This is a genomic window from Streptomyces marianii (assembly GCF_005795905.1).
In the GTDB taxonomy this organism is placed as follows: domain Bacteria; phylum Actinomycetota; class Actinomycetes; order Streptomycetales; family Streptomycetaceae; genus Streptomyces; species Streptomyces marianii.
Window position 1 is genome coordinate 221398 of sequence record NZ_VAWE01000002.1, and the last position, 22672, is coordinate 244069.

25 protein-coding genes are annotated in these 22672 nt (G+C 68.4%); 8 read left to right on the forward strand and 17 right to left on the reverse strand.

Going from position 1 to position 22672, the window contains the following annotated elements; all coding sequences use genetic code 11:
- Nucleotides 1-89: 89 nt before the first annotated feature.
- The 11 genes from FEF34_RS38930 to FEF34_RS38980 form a co-directional block, all read right to left on the reverse strand.
- Nucleotides 90-1217, reverse strand: coding sequence for a class I SAM-dependent methyltransferase (locus FEF34_RS38930; protein WP_138058174.1), 1128 nt, complete (start codon nucleotides 1215-1217; stop codon nucleotides 90-92).
- Nucleotides 1214-3085, reverse strand: a complete 1872-nt coding sequence (locus tag FEF34_RS38935) for a glycoside hydrolase family 15 protein (protein WP_456114794.1) — start codon at nucleotides 3083-3085, stop codon at nucleotides 1214-1216. Before FEF34_RS38935 ends, FEF34_RS38930 begins: the two co-directional genes overlap by 4 nt.
- Nucleotides 3082-3282 (reverse strand): DUF5999 family protein, encoded by a 201-nt coding sequence (locus FEF34_RS38940; protein ID WP_138058175.1) that lies wholly within the window; start codon nucleotides 3280-3282, stop codon nucleotides 3082-3084. Before FEF34_RS38940 ends, FEF34_RS38935 begins: the two co-directional genes overlap by 4 nt.
- A gap of 14 nt (nucleotides 3283-3296) precedes the next feature.
- Nucleotides 3297-4250: an SAM-dependent methyltransferase gene (locus FEF34_RS38945; RefSeq protein WP_138058176.1), complete on the reverse strand. Its 954-nt coding sequence runs from the start codon at nucleotides 4248-4250 to the stop codon at nucleotides 3297-3299.
- Nucleotides 4237-4653, reverse strand: coding sequence for a DUF6302 family protein (locus FEF34_RS38950; RefSeq protein ID WP_138058177.1), 417 nt, complete (start codon nucleotides 4651-4653; stop codon nucleotides 4237-4239). Before FEF34_RS38950 ends, FEF34_RS38945 begins: the two co-directional genes overlap by 14 nt.
- Complete coding sequence (locus tag FEF34_RS38955; protein WP_199800773.1) at nucleotides 4650-5387, reverse strand: hypothetical protein; 738 nt, start codon at nucleotides 5385-5387, stop codon at nucleotides 4650-4652. The genes FEF34_RS38950 and FEF34_RS38955 overlap by 4 nt, the downstream gene beginning before the upstream one ends.
- On the reverse strand, nucleotides 5384-5608 hold the full coding sequence (locus tag FEF34_RS38960; RefSeq protein ID WP_138058178.1) for a hypothetical protein: 225 nt from the start codon (nucleotides 5606-5608) through the stop codon (nucleotides 5384-5386). Before FEF34_RS38960 ends, FEF34_RS38955 begins: the two co-directional genes overlap by 4 nt.
- The gene (locus FEF34_RS38965) at nucleotides 5605-6525 is read right to left on the reverse strand and encodes a Scr1 family TA system antitoxin-like transcriptional regulator (RefSeq protein WP_138058179.1); all 921 of its coding nucleotides are present in this window, start codon (nucleotides 6523-6525) and stop codon (nucleotides 5605-5607) included. Before FEF34_RS38965 ends, FEF34_RS38960 begins: the two co-directional genes overlap by 4 nt.
- Before the next feature lie 327 nt (nucleotides 6526-6852).
- Nucleotides 6853-7269, reverse strand: coding sequence for a DUF6302 family protein (locus FEF34_RS38970; protein ID WP_138058180.1), 417 nt, complete (start codon nucleotides 7267-7269; stop codon nucleotides 6853-6855).
- A complete protein-coding gene (locus FEF34_RS43525) occupies nucleotides 7266-7841 on the reverse strand; it encodes a DUF5999 family protein (RefSeq protein ID WP_267905306.1) in 576 nt (191 codons plus the stop codon). Before FEF34_RS43525 ends, FEF34_RS38970 begins: the two co-directional genes overlap by 4 nt.
- A complete protein-coding gene (locus tag FEF34_RS38980) occupies nucleotides 7838-8389 on the reverse strand; it encodes an ATP-binding protein (RefSeq protein WP_138058181.1) in 552 nt (183 codons plus the stop codon). The genes FEF34_RS43525 and FEF34_RS38980 overlap by 4 nt, the downstream gene beginning before the upstream one ends.
- Before the next feature lie 209 nt (nucleotides 8390-8598).
- On the opposite strand from FEF34_RS38980, the gene FEF34_RS38985 reads away from it, so the two are divergent.
- Nucleotides 8599-9984 (forward strand): tetratricopeptide repeat protein, encoded by a 1386-nt coding sequence (locus tag FEF34_RS38985; protein ID WP_030379313.1) that lies wholly within the window; start codon nucleotides 8599-8601, stop codon nucleotides 9982-9984.
- A gap of 78 nt (nucleotides 9985-10062) precedes the next feature.
- On the forward strand, nucleotides 10063-10551 hold the full coding sequence (locus FEF34_RS38990; RefSeq protein WP_030379314.1) for a TrmO family methyltransferase domain-containing protein: 489 nt from the start codon (nucleotides 10063-10065) through the stop codon (nucleotides 10549-10551).
- Between the two features lie 68 nt (nucleotides 10552-10619).
- Here FEF34_RS38990 and FEF34_RS38995 read toward each other — a convergent pair whose 3' ends face one another.
- Complete coding sequence (locus tag FEF34_RS38995; protein ID WP_138058182.1) at nucleotides 10620-11213, reverse strand: hypothetical protein; 594 nt, start codon at nucleotides 11211-11213, stop codon at nucleotides 10620-10622.
- 324 nt (nucleotides 11214-11537) lie between these two features.
- On the opposite strand from FEF34_RS38995, the gene FEF34_RS39000 reads away from it, so the two are divergent.
- From FEF34_RS39000 to FEF34_RS39010, 3 genes are read left to right on the forward strand one after another with little or no spacing between them, the layout of a single operon-like run.
- Nucleotides 11538-12752, forward strand: a complete 1215-nt coding sequence (locus tag FEF34_RS39000; RefSeq protein ID WP_138058183.1) for a hypothetical protein — start codon at nucleotides 11538-11540, stop codon at nucleotides 12750-12752.
- Nucleotides 12749-13321, forward strand: coding sequence for a GNAT family N-acetyltransferase (locus FEF34_RS39005; protein WP_138058184.1), 573 nt, complete (start codon nucleotides 12749-12751; stop codon nucleotides 13319-13321). Before FEF34_RS39000 ends, FEF34_RS39005 begins: the two co-directional genes overlap by 4 nt.
- 13 nt (nucleotides 13322-13334) lie before the next feature.
- Complete coding sequence (locus tag FEF34_RS39010; RefSeq protein WP_138058185.1) at nucleotides 13335-13823, forward strand: gamma-glutamylcyclotransferase family protein; 489 nt, start codon at nucleotides 13335-13337, stop codon at nucleotides 13821-13823.
- 235 nt (nucleotides 13824-14058) lie between these two features.
- Here the strand turns inward: FEF34_RS39010 and FEF34_RS39015 are convergent, their stop codons facing one another.
- The 4 genes from FEF34_RS39015 to FEF34_RS39030 are packed head-to-tail and all read right to left on the reverse strand — an operon-like array spanning nucleotide 14059 to nucleotide 17937.
- Nucleotides 14059-15624 (reverse strand): amidase family protein, encoded by a 1566-nt coding sequence (locus FEF34_RS39015; protein ID WP_138058186.1) that lies wholly within the window; start codon nucleotides 15622-15624, stop codon nucleotides 14059-14061.
- Nucleotides 15621-16841: an MAB_1171c family putative transporter gene (locus tag FEF34_RS39020; protein WP_138058187.1), complete on the reverse strand. Its 1221-nt coding sequence runs from the start codon at nucleotides 16839-16841 to the stop codon at nucleotides 15621-15623. The genes FEF34_RS39015 and FEF34_RS39020 overlap by 4 nt, the downstream gene beginning before the upstream one ends.
- A 15-nt stretch (nucleotides 16842-16856) precedes the next feature.
- Complete coding sequence (locus FEF34_RS39025) at nucleotides 16857-17411, reverse strand: hypothetical protein (RefSeq protein ID WP_234043335.1); 555 nt, start codon at nucleotides 17409-17411, stop codon at nucleotides 16857-16859.
- A gap of 46 nt (nucleotides 17412-17457) precedes the next feature.
- Complete coding sequence (locus FEF34_RS39030; protein WP_234043336.1) at nucleotides 17458-17937, reverse strand: hypothetical protein; 480 nt, start codon at nucleotides 17935-17937, stop codon at nucleotides 17458-17460.
- Between the two features lie 926 nt (nucleotides 17938-18863).
- On the opposite strand from FEF34_RS39030, the gene FEF34_RS39035 reads away from it, so the two are divergent.
- The 3 genes from FEF34_RS39035 (at nucleotide 18864) to FEF34_RS39045 (ending at nucleotide 21583) form a co-directional block, all read left to right on the forward strand.
- Nucleotides 18864-19391 carry a hypothetical protein gene (locus FEF34_RS39035; protein ID WP_138058188.1) on the forward strand — a complete coding sequence of 176 codons (528 nt, stop codon included), beginning with the start codon at nucleotides 18864-18866 and terminating at the stop codon, nucleotides 19389-19391.
- Between the two features lie 8 nt (nucleotides 19392-19399).
- Nucleotides 19400-20635, forward strand: coding sequence for an MAB_1171c family putative transporter (locus FEF34_RS39040; protein WP_138058189.1), 1236 nt, complete (start codon nucleotides 19400-19402; stop codon nucleotides 20633-20635).
- 318 nt (nucleotides 20636-20953) lie between these two features.
- On the forward strand, nucleotides 20954-21583 hold the full coding sequence (locus FEF34_RS39045) for an HAD-IA family hydrolase (protein WP_138058190.1): 630 nt from the start codon (nucleotides 20954-20956) through the stop codon (nucleotides 21581-21583).
- 206 nt (nucleotides 21584-21789) lie between these two features.
- Here FEF34_RS39045 and FEF34_RS39050 read toward each other — a convergent pair whose 3' ends face one another.
- Nucleotides 21790-22665 carry a helix-turn-helix transcriptional regulator gene (locus tag FEF34_RS39050; protein WP_138058191.1) on the reverse strand — a complete coding sequence of 292 codons (876 nt, stop codon included), beginning with the start codon at nucleotides 22663-22665 and terminating at the stop codon, nucleotides 21790-21792.
- Between the last annotated feature and the right edge of the window lie 7 nt (nucleotides 22666-22672).

Here is a 22672-nt window from a genome sequence, read left to right on the forward strand (position 1 = left end):
CCCCGCGTGGGAAGGTGACGCTTCCGCTCCGCGGAACGATCAGCAGGGCTGCTCGGGGTCTGGCGCGCGCCCCGCGGCGGGAAGGGGCTTCACGGCCCAGACGGTCCGGACGGTTGGAGGACGATCCCCGCCCGCCGGTTGAGCCGGAACATGTCCCGCACATGCCAGCCGTCATTGCCGAGGGACGAGATCTCCTCCTCGGTCATTGCGCACTCGTACGGAGGGAGCTGCCCGTCGTGCTGATCGGCGACGTCCGTGAGGATGTAGAGCCGGCCTCGCGGGGCCAGCCACCGCTGCACGTTCGGCAGCAGCCGGGATCGGTCGAAGAACGAGAAGGAGAGCCGACAGGAAACGATGTCGACGCTGCCCGGAAGTAGCAGGCCGGACGTCGCGTTGTTGTCGATGTCCCACAGCTCGTAGCGGGCGCGGCTCACTGCAGCGCAGGCCTGCTCCAGGGCGACCTGGGAGAAGTCCAAGCCGATCGCGTCCAGGCCCCAGGCCGCGAGCTGCCGTGTCCACTTCCCGGTGCCGCAGCCAAGATCGACCGCACTCATACCGCGGACCAGGGACAACCTGCTGTGGGCGGCCCGGCGTTCACCGTCGCCGATGAGCCGGGGTGTCACCCGCCCGGAGGCATAGAGGTGATTCCAGACCTCGGCCGTCAAGGACGGTACGGCCGTCCTGGTCATGCTGATCTCATGAGTCTGCTGGGGGAGCGCGGCGTACGGGCCGGATACAGCGATCGCGCAGACTGCACCGAGAAGGACGTCGTTTCCCGGGACTGCCCGCTCGCCGGAAGTCTGGGCCTGTGGCCTTCCGTCATCGGGAGTGTGGTTGGTGCCGCCAGGTGCCGCCGTGGCATTGGTCGCCGCGTGAGGCGACTGCTCTTCGGTAGCGAGGGGGTACGAGGCCGGTGCGATCGTTCCAGCGGGTGTGGCGGCGGCTTCGCCGGCGGTGATCACGACGACCAGCACCAGGCCGCCGATGACGGCTCCGACCCATAAGAGGGACAGGAGCGGCTCACGGTCCGAGGCAAGGCGCCGCCGAGCCCGAGGCCGGCGCTCGTACACCCACGCGGCGATGCCGACGGGCAGACGGAGTGTGGCGAGGTAGACGCCCGTGTGGACGGCGTGCCGCAGCCACCGCACCATCTTCACCGGCGGTCGGACGGGGACGGCGTCGTACGGCGCGTACGCCGGGGGGTTCAGGGCCTTCACGGGACGGCCACCTCCGCCGAGTCCTGCTCCACTGCGGTGGGCGCGGCCGCCAGCACCAGGAGCGCCGCGGTGTGCGAGAAGGCCTGCGGGAAGTTCCCGAGCTGCTGCTCGGCATGCGGGTCCCACTCCTCGGAGAGGAGTCCGACGTCGTTGCGGGCATGGAGCAGCGCGTCGGTGAGAATCTCAGCCTCGTCGGTCCGCCCGATGCGCCGGAGGCAGACGGTCTGCCAGCCCAGCCCGATCAGGAAGGTGCCCTCGTGGCCGGTCAGGCCGTCGACGCCCGGCCCGTCGTCGCTGGTGCGGTAGCGCAGCAGGTAGCCGCCCTTGATGGACAGATCCCGCTGGACCGCTTCGATGGTGCCGATGGCCCGCTTGTCGTCGGCGGGCAGGAAACCGGAGAGCAGGGCGTGCAGGACGGCGGCGTCCAGCTCGGTGGAGCCGTAGTACTGGGTGAAGGTGTTGCGCTGCGGGTCGTAGCCCTTCTCGCAGACATCCCGGTGGATCTCGTCGCGCAGCACGCGCCAGTGCTCCAGCGGCCCGTCCATGTGGCCCGCCTCGGTGAACCGGACGGCCCGGTCGAGGGCCGCCCAGGCCATGACCTTGGAGTGGACGAAGTGACGGCGCGGCCCGCGGATCTCCCAGATCCCCTCGTCCGGCTCCCGCCACAGCTTCTCCACGCACCGGACAAGCCCGGTGATGAGCGGTGCCACCGCCGGCGCCAGGTCCGGATAGTGCTGCTGCGCCTTGTACAGGGCGCAGACGACCTCGCCGAACACATCGAGCTGGAGCTGCCCCGCCGCGCCGTTGCCGATCCGTACCGGACGAGAACCGGCGTGGCCGGGCAGCCAGCCGAGTTCCTCCTCGGCCAGGTCCCTCTCACCACCGACCCCGTACATGATCTGCAGGTTGTCGAAGTCGTCACCGATGACGGTGGTGAGCCAGCCGATCCAGTCCTGCACCTCCTGCCGGTAGCCGAACTCGGCAAGAACTTCGGCGGCGAACGCGGAGTCGCGCAGCCAGCAGTACACGTAGGACCAGTTGCGGGTGCCGCCGATCTCCTCGGGCAGCGAAACGCTGGGGGCGGCCACCATGGCGCCGGTCGGCTCGTAGGTGAGCGCCTTGAGCACGATCAGCGAACGGATGACCTCGTCGCGGCGGGCGCCGGTGTGGGTGCAGTGCGAGGCCCAGGTGGTCCAGAAGTCCGTGGTCTGCCGCAGCAGGGCGGCGGGTGCGGGCAGCGGCGGCGGGGTGGTCTGGTCCGGCTGCCACGACAGAGTGAAGGCCACCTGCTCGCCCTCGGACACGGCGAACTCGGACAGCAGGTCATCGCCGCGCGCGCCGAGGTGGACGTCCGCGTCGAGCCAGAACCTGCCCTCGTCCAAGCGGGCACTCACCCGGCGCCCGCCGAAGACGAGTTGCGGCGTCGTGCGTCCGTAGCCCGTCCGCGCCCGCAGAACGGAGCGCATGGCGACCCGGCCGGCGACGCCCTGGACGATGCGGACCAGCTGCGCCGCGTCGCCAGTAGTGGGCATGAAGTCGAGCACCCTGACGGTGCCGGCCTCGGTGGTCCAGACGGACTCGAGGATGAGGGTGTCATCGAGATAGCGCCGCCGGTCCGCCGCGGGCGTAGCACCGTCCGGGCCGACGGGGCCGATGCGCCACAGCCCGTGCTTCTCGGTCCCCAGGATGCTGGTGAAGTGCGCCTTGGAGTCGAAGCGCGGCAGGCCCATCCAGGCGATGCTGCCGTCCCGGTCGACCAGGGCACCGGTGCGCATATTGCCCAGGTAGGCGTGGTCCTCGATCCGGCCCACACGGCGTTTCGACAGGGGCGCCTCGGCGGGCTGGCGGGGGGCGGGGATGAGGCTCACGCGGCTACCGCCCCGTTCGGCATGGCACGGTGCGGGGCGACGACCTGCCCGTCGGGGAGGAGCTCACCGGTGTCCTCGAAGAGCAGGACACCGTTGCACAGCAGGCTCCAGCCCTGCTCAGGGCGGTGCGCCCGCAGGCGCGCGGCCTCGCGGTCGGCGGCCTCGGCGCCGGGGCAGGGCGGCTCGTGGATACACATGACAGTTCCTTGGGTTACGGGGCGGTGATGATGGCGGCGTAGGCGTGCGAGTAGTCACCCGGGGGCAAGCGGTGGCTCTTCTCCGCCGAAGGGCCCATACCGGGCGGAAGTCTCCGATCCCGGCGCCACAGGCCGGTCGGCAGGACGCCGGGCGAGAGGACGGTCCACGCACCGAGCAGCGACTGGATCTGCTGCAGCGTCCTCGGCCGGTAGAGGATGCCGGCGTCCGCGTAGTGCCCGACGAGCGCCGCCATCATCCCGGGCGCCACGTCAGTGGTCGCGTGGGTCACCGAGATGGCGCTGCCGGCCGGGAGCCGCTCGCGCAGCGCATGCATCATCTCGGCAGCGTCAGCGTCGTCCATCCACGGCAGGAGGTCGTGTGCGAGGGCGGCGACGGGCCGGTCGAAGTCGAGGACCCGGCAGGCGTCCGAGGTGAGCAGCGCGGTCACGTCCCGTGCGTCGGCGTGCAGGTGCCGGGTGCCGGGCTCTTCGGCCAGGACGACGTTGGCATGACCCGCTACGCGGGGGTCGTTGTCCACGTAGACGACCCGGGGCTTGTCGTGGAACGCCCGCGCGACATCGTAGGTATGGACCGGCCAAGGGAATCTGCTCTCCCGTGACTGCGGCGTGGACGGCAGGCCGTACGAGGGCAGGCCGCACCCCAGCTCGATGAACTGCCCGATCCGCAGCTCGTGTGCGAGCACGGCCACTGCCCGGGGCCGGAACGCGCCGCTGATCTGCACCATCGCCCGCAGCGGCGGGGCGACGGCCAGGAGTCGCTGGGCGAACTCCCGGTCGACCTCGTAGTTGTCGGTCCCGCCCATGAGGTAGTCGGTGACCCGGGCGATGGCAGGACGCCGACGCCAGTCGTCGTCGCTGCCGTACGGGCCAGCAGGCCCCCCGGGCAGCGGACGGCACAGCCTCAGGTGTGGGGAACCGGCCTCGTGGTCGGGGTCATGCGGGGGCATCGGGCATCTCCTGTACCTGCGGGAAGCGGGAGAGGAAGTCGTTGATCGCCGTCTCGCTGTAGCCGTAGAACCGGCCGCGCGCCCTGTCGCCCTCTTGCGGAGGTTCGGCGCCCCAGATGACGTTGTGGCACACCTCGAGATCGCGGGACCAGCGGATCCGTGTCCGGGGAAAGCCCTGCCGGCGCCTGATGCGAAGCCAGATCTGCAGGGTGGTGCTCCAGGTCGCCGCCGGGTAGTAGCCGCCCCGGCGCTGGCCGCCGACCGGAACGAGAAGCAAGGGGGAGCCCCAGGTCTGGACGGCGATTCCCTCATCGGCCAGGGCGGGATCGTCCAGGATCGAACGGAACTGCTGGTAGTCACTGGCCCGGGCTGCGGGAAGAAGGCGCACAAGCACGCTGCTCACCCCGCTTCCTGGTTGCAGGGGACAGCGTTGAGGTAGAGGTCCGGGTCGGAAAGATCGACCGGGGTCATGCCACGAAGCTGCCGGACCAGATGACGGGCGAGCATGAAACGCGGATCAACGGTGCTCTCGGGCTGCTCCTCCTCGTCGGACGGGTCCAGTTCGCACATCGCCCCCTTGAAGACGTGGATGCCACCGGCAGGCGACGGACGGTAGACGGTGCCCTCGACGGCGACGAGCTCCGCCTCGCGGACGAAGAAGGCGCCGTACCCGAAACGGCGCATCCGCTTACAGCCGCGAGCGGCGTGCGGCGCGTGAAAGGCGCACACCGGGGGCTCGGTCGTTCTTATCTCCGGCCATCGGGGGTGGACCGGATCCTGGGCTGTGCCGGTGGCCTTGGGGACGAGCCACAGCACACCGGCATCGGTTCTGGTCGCCGGACCCATCCCGACCTGGCACAGCAGCCGGTGGGGACTCTGCATCGCGAGGCGCTGTTTGACCGGGTTGACGTCAGCGTAGAGGTAACGGCCGGTTTCCGGGCCGATGACCTGTGGCCACAGAAACCCTTCGGGGTCGCGGTCTGCCGGGCCAGCACCGTCGTAGGTGAGGCCGTCCCGGCTCATACGGAGCCTGGGGGCGTGGATCCGCTGGTCGGACCGCATCACGATCCCGGGCTCCGGCCGAGGTCGGGACACCGGGCAGCGGGAGGCTTCGGCGTTCAGCAGCATCGCGGTCATGGCGTGCGGCCTCCAGGCGAGGCAAGGCAGGCGCAGGCGGGGGCGGCCATGCCCGCACCCCTGCGCCCGGAGCGCCGGATCTCGGAGCCGTCGCTGTCGTCGTGACGCGGGGTACGGACACGCCGTATGAAGGCCTCCTCATCGAGGACGAGAAGCCGGGCCATGGGCACGTCAGGCGGCGCGACGCCGAGCAGGAGGGTGAGCAGGCGGGCGAGGATCACGAGGTGGCCCTCCGCTGCATGGCGTCGGCCGCGCGCACGAGCCGGTCGTAGGTCTCCTCACGACTGCACGCGGCGGCGACGGCCTCCCTCAGCCCGGCGCTTATGGCCCGGGCTGCGCCGGAGCCGGTCTTGTAGGTGGGGAAGAGGCCGATGCTCGTCACCAGGCGGTGCCCGTGGAGCGTCACCTCCGCGTACGAGCCGACCGTGTGGACGAAAAGGACCGGGCTCATCGGCAGGATGCGGACAACCAGGCCCCGGACGCCGGATTCCTCCCGGCTCACGAGGTCGGCCAGATGACGAAGCTGGCCGGCCACCGCCTCGGATTGGCTGCCTCCCCTGGTCAGCACGGTCTCGTCCAGCAGCACCGTGCGCCGCTGGCCCGCGGCCCACGGGACCCTGTGCACCCATGACGGCAGTCCGAGCACGGGCTCATCGGGGGTGGCACAGACGTCGGGGTCCAGCACGATCTGCTGGTACGCCGGAGTGCGCAGGCCGGCGGGGACCGCCATGCAGAACTGGGTTACGTCGTTTGCTGTCCGCATCACCGCGATGTAGCGGGCCGTCGCCTCGTGGTCGGCCACATCCGCCCAGAAGTCGTGCGGAGCCCGCCGGGCGAGGCCCTGCTCGTCGCGCTGGTCGCGGCTGTAGCTCTGCGGCGGCATGTGCAGCATCAGGAAGGCGGCGTGCTTCCCCACCACTCCGTAGCGCGTCAGCAGCGTCTGCAGCGCGTCCTTCCGGATGGGGGACTCAGCACGCTCCCACCGGCTGACGGCGGAGGTCGACCCCCCTACGGCGCGGGCCGCGTCCTCGAGCGTGGTGCCTCTCGCTTCACGCAGGCACCGCAGGTAGAGGCCCGTCACGATCCGGGCGGGCGCCTGCGGCACCTCAGTGGGTGATGCGGGAACGGCATGAAGCATGGAGGTGGGTCCTTGTGTCGTCGTTCGGATGAGTCAGGACAGGTCGCGCGGCGGGGACGGACTGTGGTGATCAGGGCGCTCGTGCGGTCGCGTCGAGGGCTTGTGGTCCGGCCGAGGCGGCCAAGGCCGGCCGGTTCGCGCTCCGAAGTGGATGAGGAGGCCCATGGCCGTCACGATGAGAACGGTGATGATCACACCGGGGGTGGTCACCACGGCGTCGGCCCGGATCCGGCATAGCTGATGGTGACCATCGCCAGGACGAAGACCGCGATGCGGACCTGAAGACGGCTCGGTCGCCATGTCCGTGATCGCTTTACCGACGGCGGTTCAGGCATGGCACGCCTGCCGTTGGTACGCGGTCGACGGCCGGGCCTGGGGCTGTGCGTGAAGACCGAAGAACCGGCGTCGGGCATCGGGGGTCAGGTCCTTGGGTACCGGCTCGCCCCATACGACGTCCGTCCCTATCGCTGCGACGCTGTGGAATCCGGGGCGTCCGTGAAGCTCGCGCGCGGCGAGTTCCGCGCAGCCGGCGAAGACCATGTCCATGCGACCGCCGCGGCGTCCCCTGCCGGCCGGGACCGCGAGGAGGGGGAGCCGGTACAGGGCCACCGCTACTGCGTCACGCAGAAGCTCGATGTGGACGAGCCGCGCGGCCCAGTACTCGAAGTCGCACGCCTCCTCGGGGGCAAGGATGTGGACTCCCAGGTCCTGCCGAGCGGGAGAAGTCAGGTACGTGGAGATCACGACGTCACCGCCTTCGGGCCGCTTGCGACCAGAGGCAGAGGCCGCCGCGGGTCGACGACCTTGCCGGACGGGAGGAGACATCCGGTGTCGTCGAAGACGAGGACACCGTTGCACAGCTCGCTGCACCCGATCTCGGAGTGGCGAACACGTACCTGCGCGGCCTGGAAGTCACGGTTCTCAACGGAGGGACATTCGGGCTGGTGACCGCACACCGCGCCGGCGTTGGTCAGCTCGGTGATGACCAGGTTCACGGCTTCGGCCAGCTGTCGCAGATGAACGCGAGCCTGAACGTGCCCCGTCGGCACGTCGATGTCCGCAAGCAGCCGGGCTGCCTTGAACGCTTCCTCGATGGCCGGACGTGGCGGCTCGGGCGTGGCATGACCGAGTTCCATGAGGTGACCGCGCAGACGGAGGACTACGTCGTCGATGTCTTGGTCGCTGTCGAGGATGGGTGCGTTCTCGTCGAGCACCAGGGCCAGGGTCTCCCTGACGGGAGCTGCAAAAGAGCGGGAGCTGCCAACTACCTCAGCGGACCTGCGGCGAATGGTGACTCGTGACAGACGGAGGTTCACGACGCGGCCTCCTCATCGGCAGCGTCCAGTTCCATCCACACCGTCTTGCCTTGGCCGGGCCCCGGCTTGGATCCCCAGCGCGTGGCGACCTCGTTGACGAGCACCAGGCCCCGGCCTCCCTCGCAGTCGTCGCTCGCAGAACGAGGGAGCGGTAGGTCGGGGGAAGGGTCCTGCACTTCGATCCGAACACGTCCACGCAGGCAGGACGCCTTAAGTGTGAACTCCCTTGCCGCCTGTCCGCGGCAACCGTGGGTCACCGCGTTCGCCATCAGCTCCTGGGCGCCAAGCGTGAGGTCGTCCGCGACCAAGGCCAGTCCGAAATTGCACATCAACCGGTGCAGCTGTCGACGGGCCTGGGGCACAGCGGCCGGGTCCGCAGAGACCACGACCACCTTCTCGAAGGGGCGCCACTCAAGCGACGTCGGCGAGATACGGCCGGGCGCCTGGGCCATGACCGCTTCGGCAACGTTAGGCCCCTGCAGACTGCGGGCGGCCAGGGTGGCGTTGGCCGGCTGGTAGAGGTCGACCGCGGAGTCGTGCACGTTCATCAGCTCCCCTTCTCAGCCCCATAGGGGCCAATTCCGGTCACCGTCCGAGCTCGTAGGCATGACGTGGCCGATTCCGTTGCAAGGCAGGAGGGTTGGAGGAATATCGTCTTCACGAGACAACCGCGTGCGAGGGCTGACGGGAATCCCGGCCAGCGCGCCGATGTGGTGCACGTGGTGCAAGATCGTTTCGGGGACAGGGGCGCACACGTATGGGGCGCACACGCAACACTCGACTGGAAGCCGTCGTCCAGGAATGGGGCCTGTCGCAGCGGCAACTGGCCGCTCGCTTCCGGGCTGTCGCCGCAGAGAACGGCGCGACCGAGCTCCTGCGCTATGACCATTCCCGCATCGCCCGCTGGATCGGTGGCGCCACACCCGAAGGCCGTGCAGCGCATATCTTGGCCGAGACGCTCTCCCGTGGCCTCGGCCGCACCATCACGCTGACCGACATCGGGCTGGCAACGGACGATGCCGCCGACCCACAGACGCCGACGTGGAGCGTCGACACCCTCGCGACGCTGGCGACCCTCGGGAGCACGGACATGGACATTGCACGGCGCCAGGTACTGGCACAGTCGGCCTACTCGGTCGCCGGCCTGGCCCTGCCCACCGAAGGCTGGTGGCAGGAATCTGCTGCCCGAGCCCGCACCCGCAAGCCCCTGTCGAAGCACACGGTGACGGCCGAGGACGTCACCAGCGTGCGCGAGATGACGGCCTTCCTGTCCCGGCGGGACCAGCAACGCGGCGGCCGGGGGGTGGGGCGCGCCGCCCTGGTGGCCTACCTGCGCACCGACGTCACCGAACTCCTTGGGGGACGCTTCTCCTCCGATGGTCTGCGCCGGGATATGACGTCGGCCGCTGCCGAGCTCGCCTACCTCGCGGGCTGGACGAGTTTCGACGCCGGGGAACACCCGATTGCGCTGCGGTGGCTGACTCTCGCAACCCAGTTGGCCGAGGAGGCCGGCGACGCGCCGCTCGCCGGGCACGTGCTGCGGGCGATGGCCCACCAGGCCGTGGACCTGCATCAGCCCAAGGAAGCCGTACGCCTGGCCGAGGGCTCTCTCTCCAGCCGGCGCTACGCCGAGGCCTGTTGGAGGGAGAAGGCCCTCCTCGGCGTCGTCCATGCCCGCGGACTGGCCGCCGCTGGCTACAAGAAGCAGGCCGCGGAGGCGCTCAACCGTGCAGAGTCCGATCTCTCGCGCGCCCCCCAGGACGGCGACGAGCCCGCTCGGGTGTGGTTCTTCGGCGAGGCGAGCCTCGCACATGAGACCGCCGCCGCGTTGCGGGACATGGGCGATCTGAAGGGTGCTGAGCAGCAGTTCAAGCGGAGCGTCCGCACGCGCCAAACGCCGTTCAAGCGGACCCACTCCGTCACCCTCGGGTACCTCGGTGAGGTACAGGTCCAGCAGGGGCAACTCGAGGCGGCCTGCGCCACGTGGCATCAGGCACTCGACACGATGACCGGCGTCCAGTCCGGGCGAGCCCGACAGACCGTGGTGCAGATGCGCCGCGCGCTGAGCCCCGTTCTCCGCCGAGGCGGAGGCCCGGCCGCCGACCTCGACGTACGAGCCCGTGCCGTCCTTGCAGACCGGTAGCCCGTACGGTAAGGAAGCCCGGAGCGGAACGCGCGTGCGTCGGCGCCCGAGGAGAAGGTCCAGGAGGGGAGCGGAAGCGTGTTCGACCAGTTCATCCAGGTGCCCGTGATCGCCACGGTCGTAGGGGGCCAGACCGGTCGCCTTGACGACTACAAAGGCGGAGTCGAGTCGATCATCCGTCTCGTCCCGAGCATCCCCGAAAGTGCCCTCCAGGGCATCGAGGAGTTCAGCCACCTGGAAGTGGTCTGGCACTTCAGCCTGGGATCGGACAGCGACATCGAGCTCGAGCCCCGGAGTCCCCGCGGCAATCCGGACTGGCCGGCCACCGGCGGCCTCGTTCACCGCAACCACAGGCGGCCGGCCCGGATCGGAATCTCCTACCCGCGCCTGCTGGGAGTGGAAGGACGGGACCTGCGCGTCACGGACCTGGACGCGGACGCCGGCACCCCTGTCGTCGACCTGGCGCCGGTCTTCCAGGAGATGCTGCCCCGCGGAACGGTGCACCAGCCGCCATGGCCCACCGACATGCTTCAGAACTACTGGAAGAACGCTAGCGAGCGCCCCTGAGCCGTTCTGTTCCCCAGGAAGTCGCCCCGATACAGCTGTACGCGGCGTCTGTGCTGGTGTCGTCGCCATCACGACCTCCTGGAGGACGGCAGAGCGGACCTGACCACTGCCACGGCACGACGCAGTGGCGTTTGCTCCGCGGGGGCGTGGAGGGTGAGAGCCTCCGCGAGGCATCGGGCGAGCGGCGCAGGGCTTGTCAGCAGCGGCGCTCCGCCGATCGCCTGCTCCTCGTCGGGCGGGACGAGCCACTGTGCGACTCCGGTCGCCAATCGGGGGGCGGGGGCGGGCACGAGGATGGCGTGGCCTAGGCCGAGGCAGGCCGGCCTGGGGAGCCCACTCGGCCACTGGGAGGCGGCCACCAGACTGCTCCAGCTCTCAACTGTGCCGCTCGGCACCAACACGGCGGCGGAGCGGAGGCTGGTGAACCTCACAGCGGGCCCAAGGGGCTGCTCGTACTGATCAAGGAGCCGGTAGGCAGCTTCGATCAGCTGCCGATCTGCCATGACGACGTCGAAGGTCACGCCGCACTTAAGACGGCGTGGAAGGTGAGGGTTCTCCTGCCACCAGTTGGCCGCCGTGTCCGGGCACGGGGTAGCCGTGGAGAACCACACGGACAGAGCCGTGCTCTCGGCGACCTCGCCGACCTCCATGAGCTCTCCCACGTATCGCGATGAAACACACGGTGTCTGCAACGTCACCTAGTGCAGCGAACGACTGGAGCGGTGAACAGGTCTTTTCCCCGGAACTCTGGCCGCCTCCTACACGCCCTTTGGCCGCCCTTTCACCTGCCCTTTCCCTCTGACCTGGGGATCTAGGTGACGAACCCTCACGCGAGGCTGTCGAAGTCGCTACCGTGAGGCCATCCAGACGGTGAGGAGGTGGCCATGCGTGAACTCAAGCGGTTACGCACCCGTGCAAACCGCACGCAAGAGGACGTCGTACGGGAACTCTCAGCCCTTGCCCGACGCCTTCGGGCAGAAGGGCGCTTGAGCAAGACGCCTACGTTCACGATCCGCCAGTACTCCAAGTGGGAGAACTCCGACCCTCCTCCCTGGCCGCATCCTGACAGCCGGACGGTATTGGCCGCCTACTGGAACTGCCCCGTCGAGGAACTGGGATTCCGCCCTCCAACGGATGAGGAGGCGGGTCCTGCGGTTCTCACGCCGGTGCCTTTGGTGAGCCAGGCCTCACCCGGTCCTCTCCTGGTCGCCGCCGGCTCCAGTCCTCTCACGGATGAGGCGCCGCCCCCATGGCTGGCCGAGACGACTACCGGTACCAACCGCAGCGGCGAGTGGCGAATCTCGCCGGAGGAGGTCGAGCTGCTGTCCGGCGCAGCCGACGACAATTACGCGATTGACCAGCAGTTCGGCGCGAATCGACTGTGGCGACCGACCAGGGCTCATCTGCTCTGGACACACCACATGATCGACCGGGGTATCTACGACGAGGCTCTGGGCCAGCGGCTGCACGCGCTCGCGGGGAAGCTGACGACGTCGCTCGGATGGTTCTGCTACGACGCAGGACTGCAGACCCAGGCCCGCCAGTACTTCTCCGAGGCGCTCAACGCGGCCAACTACACCAGCGACGACGTGCTGGCCAGCCGCACCCTGAGCAACATGGCCCGCCAGGCCGTCGACCTGAACAAGGGACGGGAAGCCGTGCGGTTCGCCAAGCTCGGACAGCGGCATGCCGAGCTCTGGAACGCGCCGAGCCGCGTCACCGCGCTGCTGGCTATCCGAGAGGCCCAGGGCCACGCACGCATCGGGGACGTCTTCAACGCCGAGGCTGCCATCAGGCGCGCCTGGCAGGAGTGGGAGCGCGGAGACCACGAGCTGGACCCGGACTGGGCGCACTTCCTCAACCTGGCCGAGCTGACATGTCTGGAGGGCATGTGCCGGCTCGACCTCGGACAGGTGGCCCGAGCTCAAGAGCTTCTCGCACGGTCTGAGACGCTTCAGGACGTCGCCCACTCCAGGAACCGCGGGATGTGCCTTGGCCGGCTCGCGGTCGCGGCTGTGCAGAACGGCGACATCGACCACGGCCTGGCCGCCGCGACGCAGGCACTCCAGCTCGTCGAAAGCGGGATGTCGTCCACACGGACGACTGCGCAGTTGACGATCGTTCATGACGGCTTGATTCCCCATCGACGCGCCCGCGGCGTGGGGGACCTACTCGAACAGATCCGAACTCACGTCGCGTGAGCAAGCAGAGGAGAGTGCAGACGGTGGACCCGGAGTTCCAGCGGCACGACGCGCAGTCAGCGAAGGCGATGCTCACCGAGCTGGTCGACGTCTACGCCACGGTGTACGACACGCCGCCCTACATCGGCGACCCCTTCTTCTCCGTCGACTCGTTCCGGAATCGACTCGAGGCCGCATTCGACACCGAAGGCTTCGAGACGGTGACAGCCCGGCTGGACGGCCGGATCGTCGGATACGTCCACGGCGCCACCCTGCCCCCCGACAAGCCCTGGTGGACGTCCCTCGGAACCCGGCGACCGACCCTGTTGCAGGAACTCGCCGACTCGGGCGGCATCTTCTGGCTGCGGGAGCTCATGGTGCTGCCTGCTCAGCAAAATCGCGGTCTCGGACGCCAGATCCACGACACCGTCATCTCCGGCCGGGAGGAGACCGTCACAGCCCTGACCTGCATCGTGGATAACCAGCCAGCTCACGATGCCTATCTCCGGTGGGGGTACACGGTCCTCGGCCAGATCAAGCACGCCCCCGAATCACCCGTCTACGACGCGATGTACCTGACCTCCCACTGAGACCGGAAAGCACATGACGCAAGCCATAGCCTCCTCGGTTCCTGAAAGCACTCAGCGCCAAAACCGACTCTCGCAACGCCCCGACGCGCTGTTCTGCTACGGAACGCTCCAGTTCGATGTCGTCCTCCGGGCCCTACTGGGTCGAGTTCCGCAGAAAACTCCGGCTTTCGTGCCGGGCTACCGCGCCGCCGCACTCGAAGGCCGCGTCTACCCGGGCCTTGTCGTCGGACCGCCCGCCAACCTCGCCTCCGGGGTGCTTTTGACCGACCTGAGCGACAAGGAGTGGCGCATCCTCGACGCGTTCGAGGACACCCGATACGAGCTGCGAGAGTTGCCGCTGGCCAACGGTGGGCGGGGTTGGGCGTACGTCTGGCCCGGAGGCGATGTACAGGCAAGTGACTGGGACGCCGCCGAGTTCGAAGCCCAGCACCTAGCTGCTTACGCGGCCCGCTGCGCGCGGCTTGCCCCTGGGCTGGCCTCAGGGCGGCCGAAGGGCGAGTAGACCGACGCATCCCCCAGATGTTCGGCTGCTGCCCAGTGAAGCGGATGGCTTCGGCCGACCGTCCCGCATGAGCGCCGGGAGCTGATCAAGGGCTCCAGCAGTGCAGCGTCCCTCCTCCACCCAGACGAGGACGGACGCTGCCGTGCTTCTGGCTTCCGCCGCGCCGATCTCGTGACGACTGCTTGGCTCGCCCACCAGCGTCGTCGACTGGCCTGTGCCGTCCGCCGAACCAGCGCTACGCCGAGAACGCGGGCGGCCGGGGCGGCTTGGGAAGACGACGGGCGAGCTGCCTGGCTGCTTCTAGAACCGTTCGATCACTGTGGTAGGGCCCGATGATCTGGATGGCGAGCGGCAGTCCGTCCGCGGTCTTTCCAGCGGGGAGCACGAGAGAGGGCAGGCCAACGGGACTGGTCAGGTTGAGCCAGCCGGTCTGGTCGTAGTACGAGCGCTTCTGTCCGTCGACGGTGATGTATCGCTGAGGTGGCGGCGTGCTCGTCTGGTCGAGAACGGCAGCGGTAGGCGTGGCCGGCGTGATGAGGATGTCGTGCTCCGAGAAGTAGTTCTCCCAGGTCGTGCGGAGCTTCTGGCGGGCCTCATCGGCGACGCACCAGTCTCTGTGTCGCATGGTCCGGGAGTGGAGGAACATGCCGCTCGGGTCACCGGCCGGGATCTTCTCGGCTGCCTCGACCTCCGCGGCGAAGGCGGCATCGGTCGTGGCCGCGGACGAGGTGGCGTACATGAGTCGCTGGAACAGCGTGTCGCTCTCGCGGAAGTCGACGGGCCGGGTGGTGTCGTCGATGTCTGCGCCGGCGTCTCGGACGAGTTCGGTGACGTGCTGGAGCAGCGCGCGGGTGTCGGCGTCGACGTGGCAGTACGGGTCGTCGGCCCAGATCCCGATGCGGTAGTCGCCCAGCCTGCGCTTGGCCGGAGCCGGCAGGTCGACCTTCCAGCCGGCTCGGTCGGCGGGGGCCGGGGCAGCGAGGACGTCCAGGAGCAGAGCGAGGTCGTCGACGGTGCGGGCGATCGGGCCGAGCGTGAGCATGTCGCTGCTGGTGGACCAGCCGGGAGGACGGGGGATGTGGCCGCGCGTGGGCACGATCGGGCTCGCGCCGCGGGAGGTACGCAGGGCGTAGACACCGCAGTAGGCGGCCGGGAGGCGCAGGGATCCGGCGAGGTCGGAGCCGACCTCCAGGCTTGTGAGCCCTGCGGCAACGGCGGCGGCGGGACCGCCGGAAGAGCCGCCCGCGGTCCGCTGGGCGTCGAAGGGGTTCGCGGTCTTCCCGAAGAGCGCGTTCGACGTCTGGATGTCCTGGCACATCGCCGGCACGTTGGTGTGGCCGATGATGATCGCGCCGGCTGCGCGCAGGAGGGCGACCGCGTCTGCGTCGCGGTCGGGAACGTGCTCCGACAGGTCGGGAGAGCCGCAGGTCGTGCGCATCCCCGCGACCTCGAGGGCGTCCTTGACGGTCATCGGCAGACCGTGGAGGGCTCCGAGTGGCTCGCCGGTCCGGCGGAGGTGCGTGTCGGCCCTGTCCGCGGCAGCGCGGGCGCCGTCGGCGTCCAGCGTGACGATGGCGTTGAGAGCCGGGTTCGCTCGCGTGATGTGAGCGAGGTGCTGTTCGAGCAGGCGGCGGCTGGTGATCCGGCCTTCGCGTAGTGCGGTGAGCTGCTCGCCGGCGGACGCCAGATGCAGCTGCGACGTCTGCCATGGGTGGCGGTGACGTGCGCTGGCTGGAGTGGCTATGGCGGTGACCGCGGCAAGAGCCGTCGCAGCGGTGAGCACGGTTCGGCGGAGGATCACGTACGAGCTCCTGATGTGGTGCTGGCGGGGTCGGTGACGGAGGTCTCCGCGCGTGGCGGGGTGAAGAAGCCGGCGACGCGTTCGAGGTGACGCAGCTCGTCTTCGTAGGACGGCAGGGGCAAATCCGAGTCCGCGTACTCGGCCGGGTCGCTGACCGGCGCGCCGGCGTGAAGGCGCGTGAGCGCGGCCTGGAGCTGGTCGGCGGTGACGGCCGCGATCAGGTCGGCATCCGCGAGCCCTTCCTGTCGGCGGAGGGCTTCGGACTCGGCGCGTACGGCGGGGTCCAGGTAGATGCGGAGCAGTTTCTGGCCGTGGCGGATCTCGGTGCTGCGGCGCTGCAGGGGGAAGTTGACGCTGCGGCCTTGGAGGAGGGCTTCCTGCTGCCGGTTCGGCTGGAGCAGACTGATGCCGGGGTGGGCCTCGGTGAGCGCGGTCCACAGGCCCCGCAGCCGGCGGTAGACGAGGTGGGTGTTGACCCATGCCCTGAGCGAGTCCGCGCGGAGGGCCAGCACGGGCAGGAAGTAGCCGATCTGGGTGAGGGTGGCGCCGATGTCGCCGCAGAGCCAGGCGTAGGGGTCGAGGCTCTTGACGCTGAAGCCGAAGATCCCTCCGAGGGCACCGGCGATACGGATGCCGCTGTAGCCGAGGGTGATGGTCGCGCCGACTGCTACGACCCTCAGGCCGGTGGCGATCGACCGGTTCGACGCGGAGCGGGCGTACTTCCAGCAAGACCGGACGAGGTACAACTCGGCTGCGGTGTATACGCCGATGTAGAGGAACAGGTAGGCCTGGAAGTACGGGTCGTGCGCGTAGTAGAGCGAGAAGTCGGTGGGGCGCTGCGCGGTGGGGGTGAGGAGGTTGAACAGCACGCCCATCGCGGCGATGACGAGTCCGGCGGCGAGGAGCAGGTGCCGGGTGCGCCGACGCGCGGCGTCGGCGGGCTTGGACCAGTACGCCAGGACGCTGGCCTGGAGGGCCAGGACCAGCACCACACAGCTCTGGGCGATCGGCACGGCGATGTTCGGGACGCCGAAGACACCGTCGATGCGCACCCACACCCACGTGAGCGAGATGGCGTAGCTGAGCGCGGAGAACCCGTAGGTGAAGCCCAGAGCGACCAGTGCCGGGTTGCGCCGGTGCTTGCTCATGTCACGAAGCAGGAGAAGGAACCCGGTGCCGGCGATACCCAGGCACAGCGGGTGAAGTATGTCTTTCAAGGTGCTCTGTTCCGGTCAGCGCAGCAGCGTGCGGGCGATGGGATCGTCGGCCTCCGGCGCGCGGGCTGCCGCGGCGCGGGACCTGCGGACGTGCTCCTGCAGGAGGGAGCCGATCATCTCGGCCTCGAACTCGTCCGGCTCGGTGAAGCGGGTGCGACCGAGGATCAGCTGGGCAGTGGCGGGATCGATGTCCGTGATGAGGCCACTGAGGCTGGAGAGGTCCAGGGACTCCTTGGAGTCCCGGTGCCTGAGCATGTGGGCGAACTCGTGGCCTGCGACGACCTCGGCGTACGCCGGGCTCACTCCCTCGTCGTAGAAGAGGTAGTCAGTGGTGGCCGTCGCCAGCCACGCGCCGCACGCCGCCACCGGCTCCAGGGAGTCGGGGTCCGACACGTCCGGAGTGAACGGCATGAGACGGATCTCTCGACCCGTGAGCTGCTCCATGAAGGGCACGAGGTCGAGAACACTGTCGACCGCCGGCAGTCCCAGGTCCTTGACGAAAGCACGGCTACGCTCTTCGATCTCCGCGGACTTGTCCGCAGGCCGACGCGCACGACGGCGATGCCACATGCGTGTTCCTCTCGAGATCCCCCTGGAGCCGAAGCGTAGTAGCAGGTCAGGAAAGATCGTCTTCCGGGGCGGGCGGCAGGCCCTCCTGCGCCCGTACGGCCTCGATCTTCTTCATCACCTCGTTGAGGCTCTGCGGGGAGAGCCCGATCGCACGAAGGGCGACCTGCTTCACACCCGCCTGACTCAGCTCACGCAACAGCTCGAACTGGCCAGTAACCCTACGGGTTGTCTCGTCCTCGACGAAGAAGGCGGCCTTGACGCCGAAGAACTTCGCGAACAGCGGGACCAGCTGCAGCCCTGGTGTCTTGGCGCCTTTGCGGAGCTGCCCGATGTAGGCGCCTGTGATGCTTGTCTCACCATACGAAGAGATTGTCCGGGCGACGTGCGCGTTGCTGTACTCCTCCGCCCCCGGCGGGCGCACGCGGTCGAACAGGTAGTTCAGGCGCTCGGCGAAGGAGGCCCCCGGGCCGGGAACGGGAACCGGCGGAGCCGCCTCCGGCGTCTCGCTCTCCAGCTTCTCGTTCACTCGGGCCACAGTCACTGCTCTCTCTCGAAGTGCCTAAACTATAGTTGACGCTGTGATGGCTGGGAGACTACGTTCACCTGGCGAGAAACGGGGGGTCTCCTATGGGGGCGGCACCCCTGCGATGAACGACCAGAGGTGTACCAGTGATGAGCATGCGGCGGGCCGGGCAAGTCCGGCCTCTCCTGGGCTCGCTGGGCACCATCCGATGCATGCCGGCGCACCAAGTCGATGCCGGTGCGGATATTACGCAGAGTACCCACGATCAAGGCAAGCATGCGGCGATACCTCTTTCTGCCGCGGCCTGTCGGTCGGCAGCCGCACGGCAGGAGGCGGGCCGGCGGCCGCGTACCGGCGGAGCGCCTTACCTGCCAGGAGTGGGTGCGACTCTCACCTCGCGCCGCAGCAGACGCCGCTGGCGAAGAGAACCGAACATGCCGCTGCCCCGTCTCCATCCAAACCCATTATGAGCTGGGCAAAGCTGCGACGTCCGCTCTGAGGTCCGGCCCGGCGTATCCCATTTGCGACTCACCTCCGTTTTCTGCATCGCCAGACACAGTGCCCCGAAGTGGGAGCCCGTCAGGTAAGTGGAATTCGTGGTTGCATTTGCGTGACCCGGTGGACATAGTGGGCGCGCTGCGCAACCGAATGCTTGCGCATGGTCGCCGCGTTTTGATCACGCTGAGCGACAGGGGGGCTCCGAAAGCACAGGGCGGCCACTACTTGCTGGTCGCGCGAGCGGTGCGGGGCGTGCCCTCGGACGTGGATCCGGGCAGGGCGAGGAGGACGGGATGATGAAATGGGTTCCACGACAGACGACCACCCAGTGCGTGGAGAGCCGCGGCTCGCGCGCAGAACCGGGCGGTAGAACGCGACAGCTCGCGAACGCTGTCATGCGGTGGCGCAGGAACCCTGCACGGCGAGACCTCATGAAGGAGTGCGAGAAGCTCCTCGCCGATCTGCCGGTGCCCACCCCCTTCAGCGTCGAGGCACTCGTCCGAAACATGGAGCACGCACTGCAGCGTCAGATTCGGCTCGTGCCGTTCGACGACCCAGACGGCGGGCTAGGCACAGCCTGCGGCCTTCGAGTCAAGACACCAGACTTCACGGTCGTGCTCTACCGCCGCCGAATCAGCCGCAACCAGACCGAGCACATCATCCTCCACGAACTGGCGCACGAGTGGTTGGACCACGGAAGCACCCTGACCGCGGAAGAGACCGAGCGATACGTCCCTGAACACATCCGGGAGGAAGTCCTTCGCCGGTTCCCCTCGGCTCTGGTCCAGGGACGCGTCAACTACGACAGCCCTGAGGAGCAGCAAGCCGAGCTGTCAGCTTCCCTGATCAAGCGGTTGGCGCGCCGTCAGCCGCCGACCGGCGACGACATGGTCAGCCTCCTGGAGTCCTCGCTTTCTCATCCCGTTGCTCCGCCGCGGCGTGGCTCCAAACACGAATAACGGACGGCATGCTCGACTTCTTCAGGTACCTGACCGCTGCAGTGATGACCCTCATTGCAGTGTGGCGATTCCCCGCCGTCCGGTACGGCGACGCGCACCGCCGCGCCCTCTGGGGCGGCTACGCCGGATTCTCCGTGGCCTTGTGGCTCTACACGCCGGCCGCGATGGATGCGGTGGACCGCATCCCCGTGATCGACCTAAACGCTCTCCTCAGGCACTTCGCCAGCACCGCGGCGATCATCGCGTCCTTGACGTACGTGGCGACCAGCTACGGCAAGAGCTCCGAGGCCGTGACGCCCCGGCACGTCACGGTGTCCCGCTGGATAGCCCGCGCTTCCTACAAAGCAGGCGCAATCGGCGTGACTCTGCTCACTTTCCTCTTTTTCTTCGTGGTAGACCGCCAGCGACAGAGCGAAGACTTCCTCATCGACCACGCAGGGGAATGGGGCGCCGCAGCGTACATGAGCGTCTTCTATTTCTTCCCGTTGGTCACCACGGCAGTCTGCGGCTACCAGTGGTCAAGGGGAGCGCGAGCCGCCGAGACGACCAGTATGCGCATCGGCCTCAGGCTCATGGGTATCTCCATGTGGATGGGGCTCCTCCACACGACGGCTCGAATCGTCATCGTGTGGACGGCGGTGCTCTTCCCGATGAGCCGTTCCACAGTGGAGACGCTCATCGATCTCACGGCAATGTGGATGAACTTGCTCTTCCTCATTGTGGCGGTGGGCGCGAGCATTCCCACGACCAGCGTTGTAGCCGCTCGCTGGAAGACATGGAAAACCCTCTACCGGCTCCACCCGCTCTGGTTCGACCTGGTGAAGGCCTTCCCTGGAACCAGCCTCTACCCGCCCGGGTCGCGCCTGGCCGAGCTGATCCACATGCGGGTCCCAAGCGACGTTCGCCTGGACCGATGGACCCAGGACATCGCCGACGCCTGCGAGAAGCTCCGGTACTACGCCCCGGAGGCGCTCTTGTGGACTGCGGAAGACGCAGCCGCCTCGCACCCCGATCCCGAGCCGGCGGCCGAGGCGTACTGGATCGCCGCAGCCCTCCGTGCTGCTGCCACCACGAAGGCCAGCCAGTACGCGACCGGTCCGCTTCAGGAGAAACCTTTCGTTGACACGAACAGCGAGGCGGCCTGGCTCATCCGGGTGAGCAAGGCGTACACGCTCATCGCCCCGGACGCCGCTCAGGAGCTTCTGCAGCAGTCCGCAGAACTGAGCCTTGAATCGGACGCGTGAAAAGCTGCAACCGGAAATGCGGGTTCCCGTAATTCTGTACCAGTTCCTTGAGCTGGGAAATTCGATTCCATTTGGAGGGTACCTGGCATAGGGAAGTCCAGGGTGCCATGCGGCATCACTGAATGTGGACGGGGTCACAAGCTCCGCAAAGTGGTGAATGGTACCGTGGGTCAGATGTGGGTGGCATCGTTTTCCGCCCTGTAGATACCGCCGACCCTGGCAAGCGAAGCGCAGGCGCTGCCGCCGCCACGCGTACGCCGGGGCCGGGAAGCTGTCCAGTACGGGCGGCGACCAGATTCTCAGCACTGGAGTTCCTGCATGTCTCAGCGCACCGGCCTCGTCCTCGACTTCGGAGGCGTGCTCACTACGCCGCTCCTGCCCGTGGTGATCGACTTCGAGCAGCGCGAAGGCCTTCCCGAGGGCGCCTGCATCGCCGCCCTGTACCTGGACGAGGAAGGCGTCCGGATCACCAGCGACCTCGAGCGCGGAGCCGTCACCCAGACGGAGTGGAATGAGATCGCCGGCAAGAAGCTGGGAGTCTCTCCCGACAACCTGATGGGCAGGATCTTCGGCGGCCTGCGCCCGGAGCCGCTGCTGATCAACGCGGCCGCCGCGGCAAGGCGAGCGGGGATCAAGGTGGGCATCCTGTCCAACAGTGTGGGGCTCGCTCCCTGGGACCTCTACGACGGCTACGACCTGGAGAAGCTCTACGACGTCGTCGTGATCTCCGAGCACCACCAGTTGCGCAAGCCCGACCCTGAGCTCTTCGAGATCACGCTCAAGCTCATGGAGATGCCCGCCGAGGAGTGCGTGTTCGTCGACGACACCGAGGCGTACGTCCAGGCGGCGGAGCAGCTCGGTTTCGCAGGGGTGTACAACAAGGACCCCAAGCAGACGGTGGCTGCCCTCTCGAACCTGCTGGGCGTGGACCTCACCGCCGCGCCGTAGTCGTCCCCCGGGCGGGCGCCGCCCGGTTCAGCCGCCCCCGGCCGTCGTCACCTCGTAGCGAGGTCACGACGGCCGGGGGTTTGTGTTTCTGGGGGCTGATCGAGCCTAGGCCGTGCGCCTCGGAGCCGTGTGCGACGTCCCCGGCAGGCCCTGCTGCGACGCCGCGTGGGCAGTTGGGCGGCGTGTCCGGACCCGCTGCCCGCGGGTCACTCCTCGCCGTGTGTGTCCGGCAGCTTGTTCTTCAGCTCTCCGACGACCTCGTTGATCTTGGCCATCATGCCGGCCGACAGGCCTGCCTGGTTGCCGCGGGCGGCCAGACCGAGGATCTGACCTTGCTGAATCGACCCGAGGAAGCGAATGGCTTCCAGGAACTCACCGGCCGCGGGACTCAGCTCCGCGTCGTCTTGGAAGAGAGCGACGTCGACCTGGAGGGCATGAGCCAGCCCGGCACGGACTGCGTCCGAAGCAGTCGTCGTGGCGCCGGAACGGAGTGAGGCGATGTCGGCGGCGGTTATGCCGGCCGTGCCGCTGTGCTCGTTGACGGCCCGTGCGATCTGCTCGTCGGACGGAGGCGTCCGGCCGACGTACCCGTGCTCCAGGAGATAGTTGATCTTCTCGCCGACCGTGCGAGGTGCGGACGGCCGCACATCTCGCAGCGACCGCACCCGGCGTATCCCGAAGGACACGTCCTGAGCGGCTAGCAGCTCCTCCGTCGTGACTCCGTAGGCGTCCGCGAGCGGGCCCACGTAGGCATCCTGGAGCCGGCGCCTGCCGGACTCCGCGTTGCTCAGCGGTACGCGACTGGCGTTGATGATCTCGGAGGCCTGCGCCACGCTGAGGCCGGCGTCGCAGCGAAGGAGCTGCAGGTCGACGGGTCCGTCATGAGGGAAGAGCACATCGAGGTCCTGGCCAAGTGCCTTGGCGATGCCAGGGAGTTTCTCCCCCTTGGGGAACTCCTCGCCGTTCTCCCAGCGCGCCACGGTCGGGCCGCGGACGCCAACTCGCGCGCCCAACTCCTTCTGGCTGAGCTCCTTACCCCGTCTGACAGCCCGAACTCGGCTGCCGTCGAACTGACGTGGCACATGAACT

Bases quoted from the DNA above. Each gene is read 5' to 3' on its own strand.
- FEF34_RS38940 (WP_138058175.1), bottom strand. From the start codon at position 3,282: ATGTGTATCCACGAGCCGCCCTGCCCCGGCGCCGAGGCCGCCGACCGC.
- FEF34_RS38945 (WP_138058176.1), bottom strand. From the start codon at position 4,250: ATGCCCCCGCATGACCCCGACCACGAGGCCGGTTCCCCACACCTGAGG.
- FEF34_RS38955 (WP_199800773.1), bottom strand. From the start codon at position 5,387: ATGACCGCGATGCTGCTGAACGCCGAAGCCTCCCGCTGCCCGGTGTCC.
- FEF34_RS38965 (WP_138058179.1), bottom strand. From the start codon at position 6,525: ATGCTTCATGCCGTTCCCGCATCACCCACTGAGGTGCCGCAGGCGCCC.
- FEF34_RS38980 (WP_138058181.1), bottom strand. From the start codon at position 8,389: ATGAACGTGCACGACTCCGCGGTCGACCTCTACCAGCCGGCCAACGCC.
- FEF34_RS38985 (WP_030379313.1), top strand. From the start codon at position 8,599: ATGGGGCGCACACGCAACACTCGACTGGAAGCCGTCGTCCAGGAATGG.
- FEF34_RS39010 (WP_138058185.1), top strand. From the start codon at position 13,335: ATGACGCAAGCCATAGCCTCCTCGGTTCCTGAAAGCACTCAGCGCCAA.
- FEF34_RS39025 (WP_234043335.1), bottom strand. From the start codon at position 17,411: ATGTGGCATCGCCGTCGTGCGCGTCGGCCTGCGGACAAGTCCGCGGAG.
- FEF34_RS39035 (WP_138058188.1), top strand. From the start codon at position 18,864: ATGAAGGAGTGCGAGAAGCTCCTCGCCGATCTGCCGGTGCCCACCCCC.
- FEF34_RS39040 (WP_138058189.1), top strand. From the start codon at position 19,400: ATGCTCGACTTCTTCAGGTACCTGACCGCTGCAGTGATGACCCTCATT.
- FEF34_RS39045 (WP_138058190.1), top strand. From the start codon at position 20,954: ATGTCTCAGCGCACCGGCCTCGTCCTCGACTTCGGAGGCGTGCTCACT.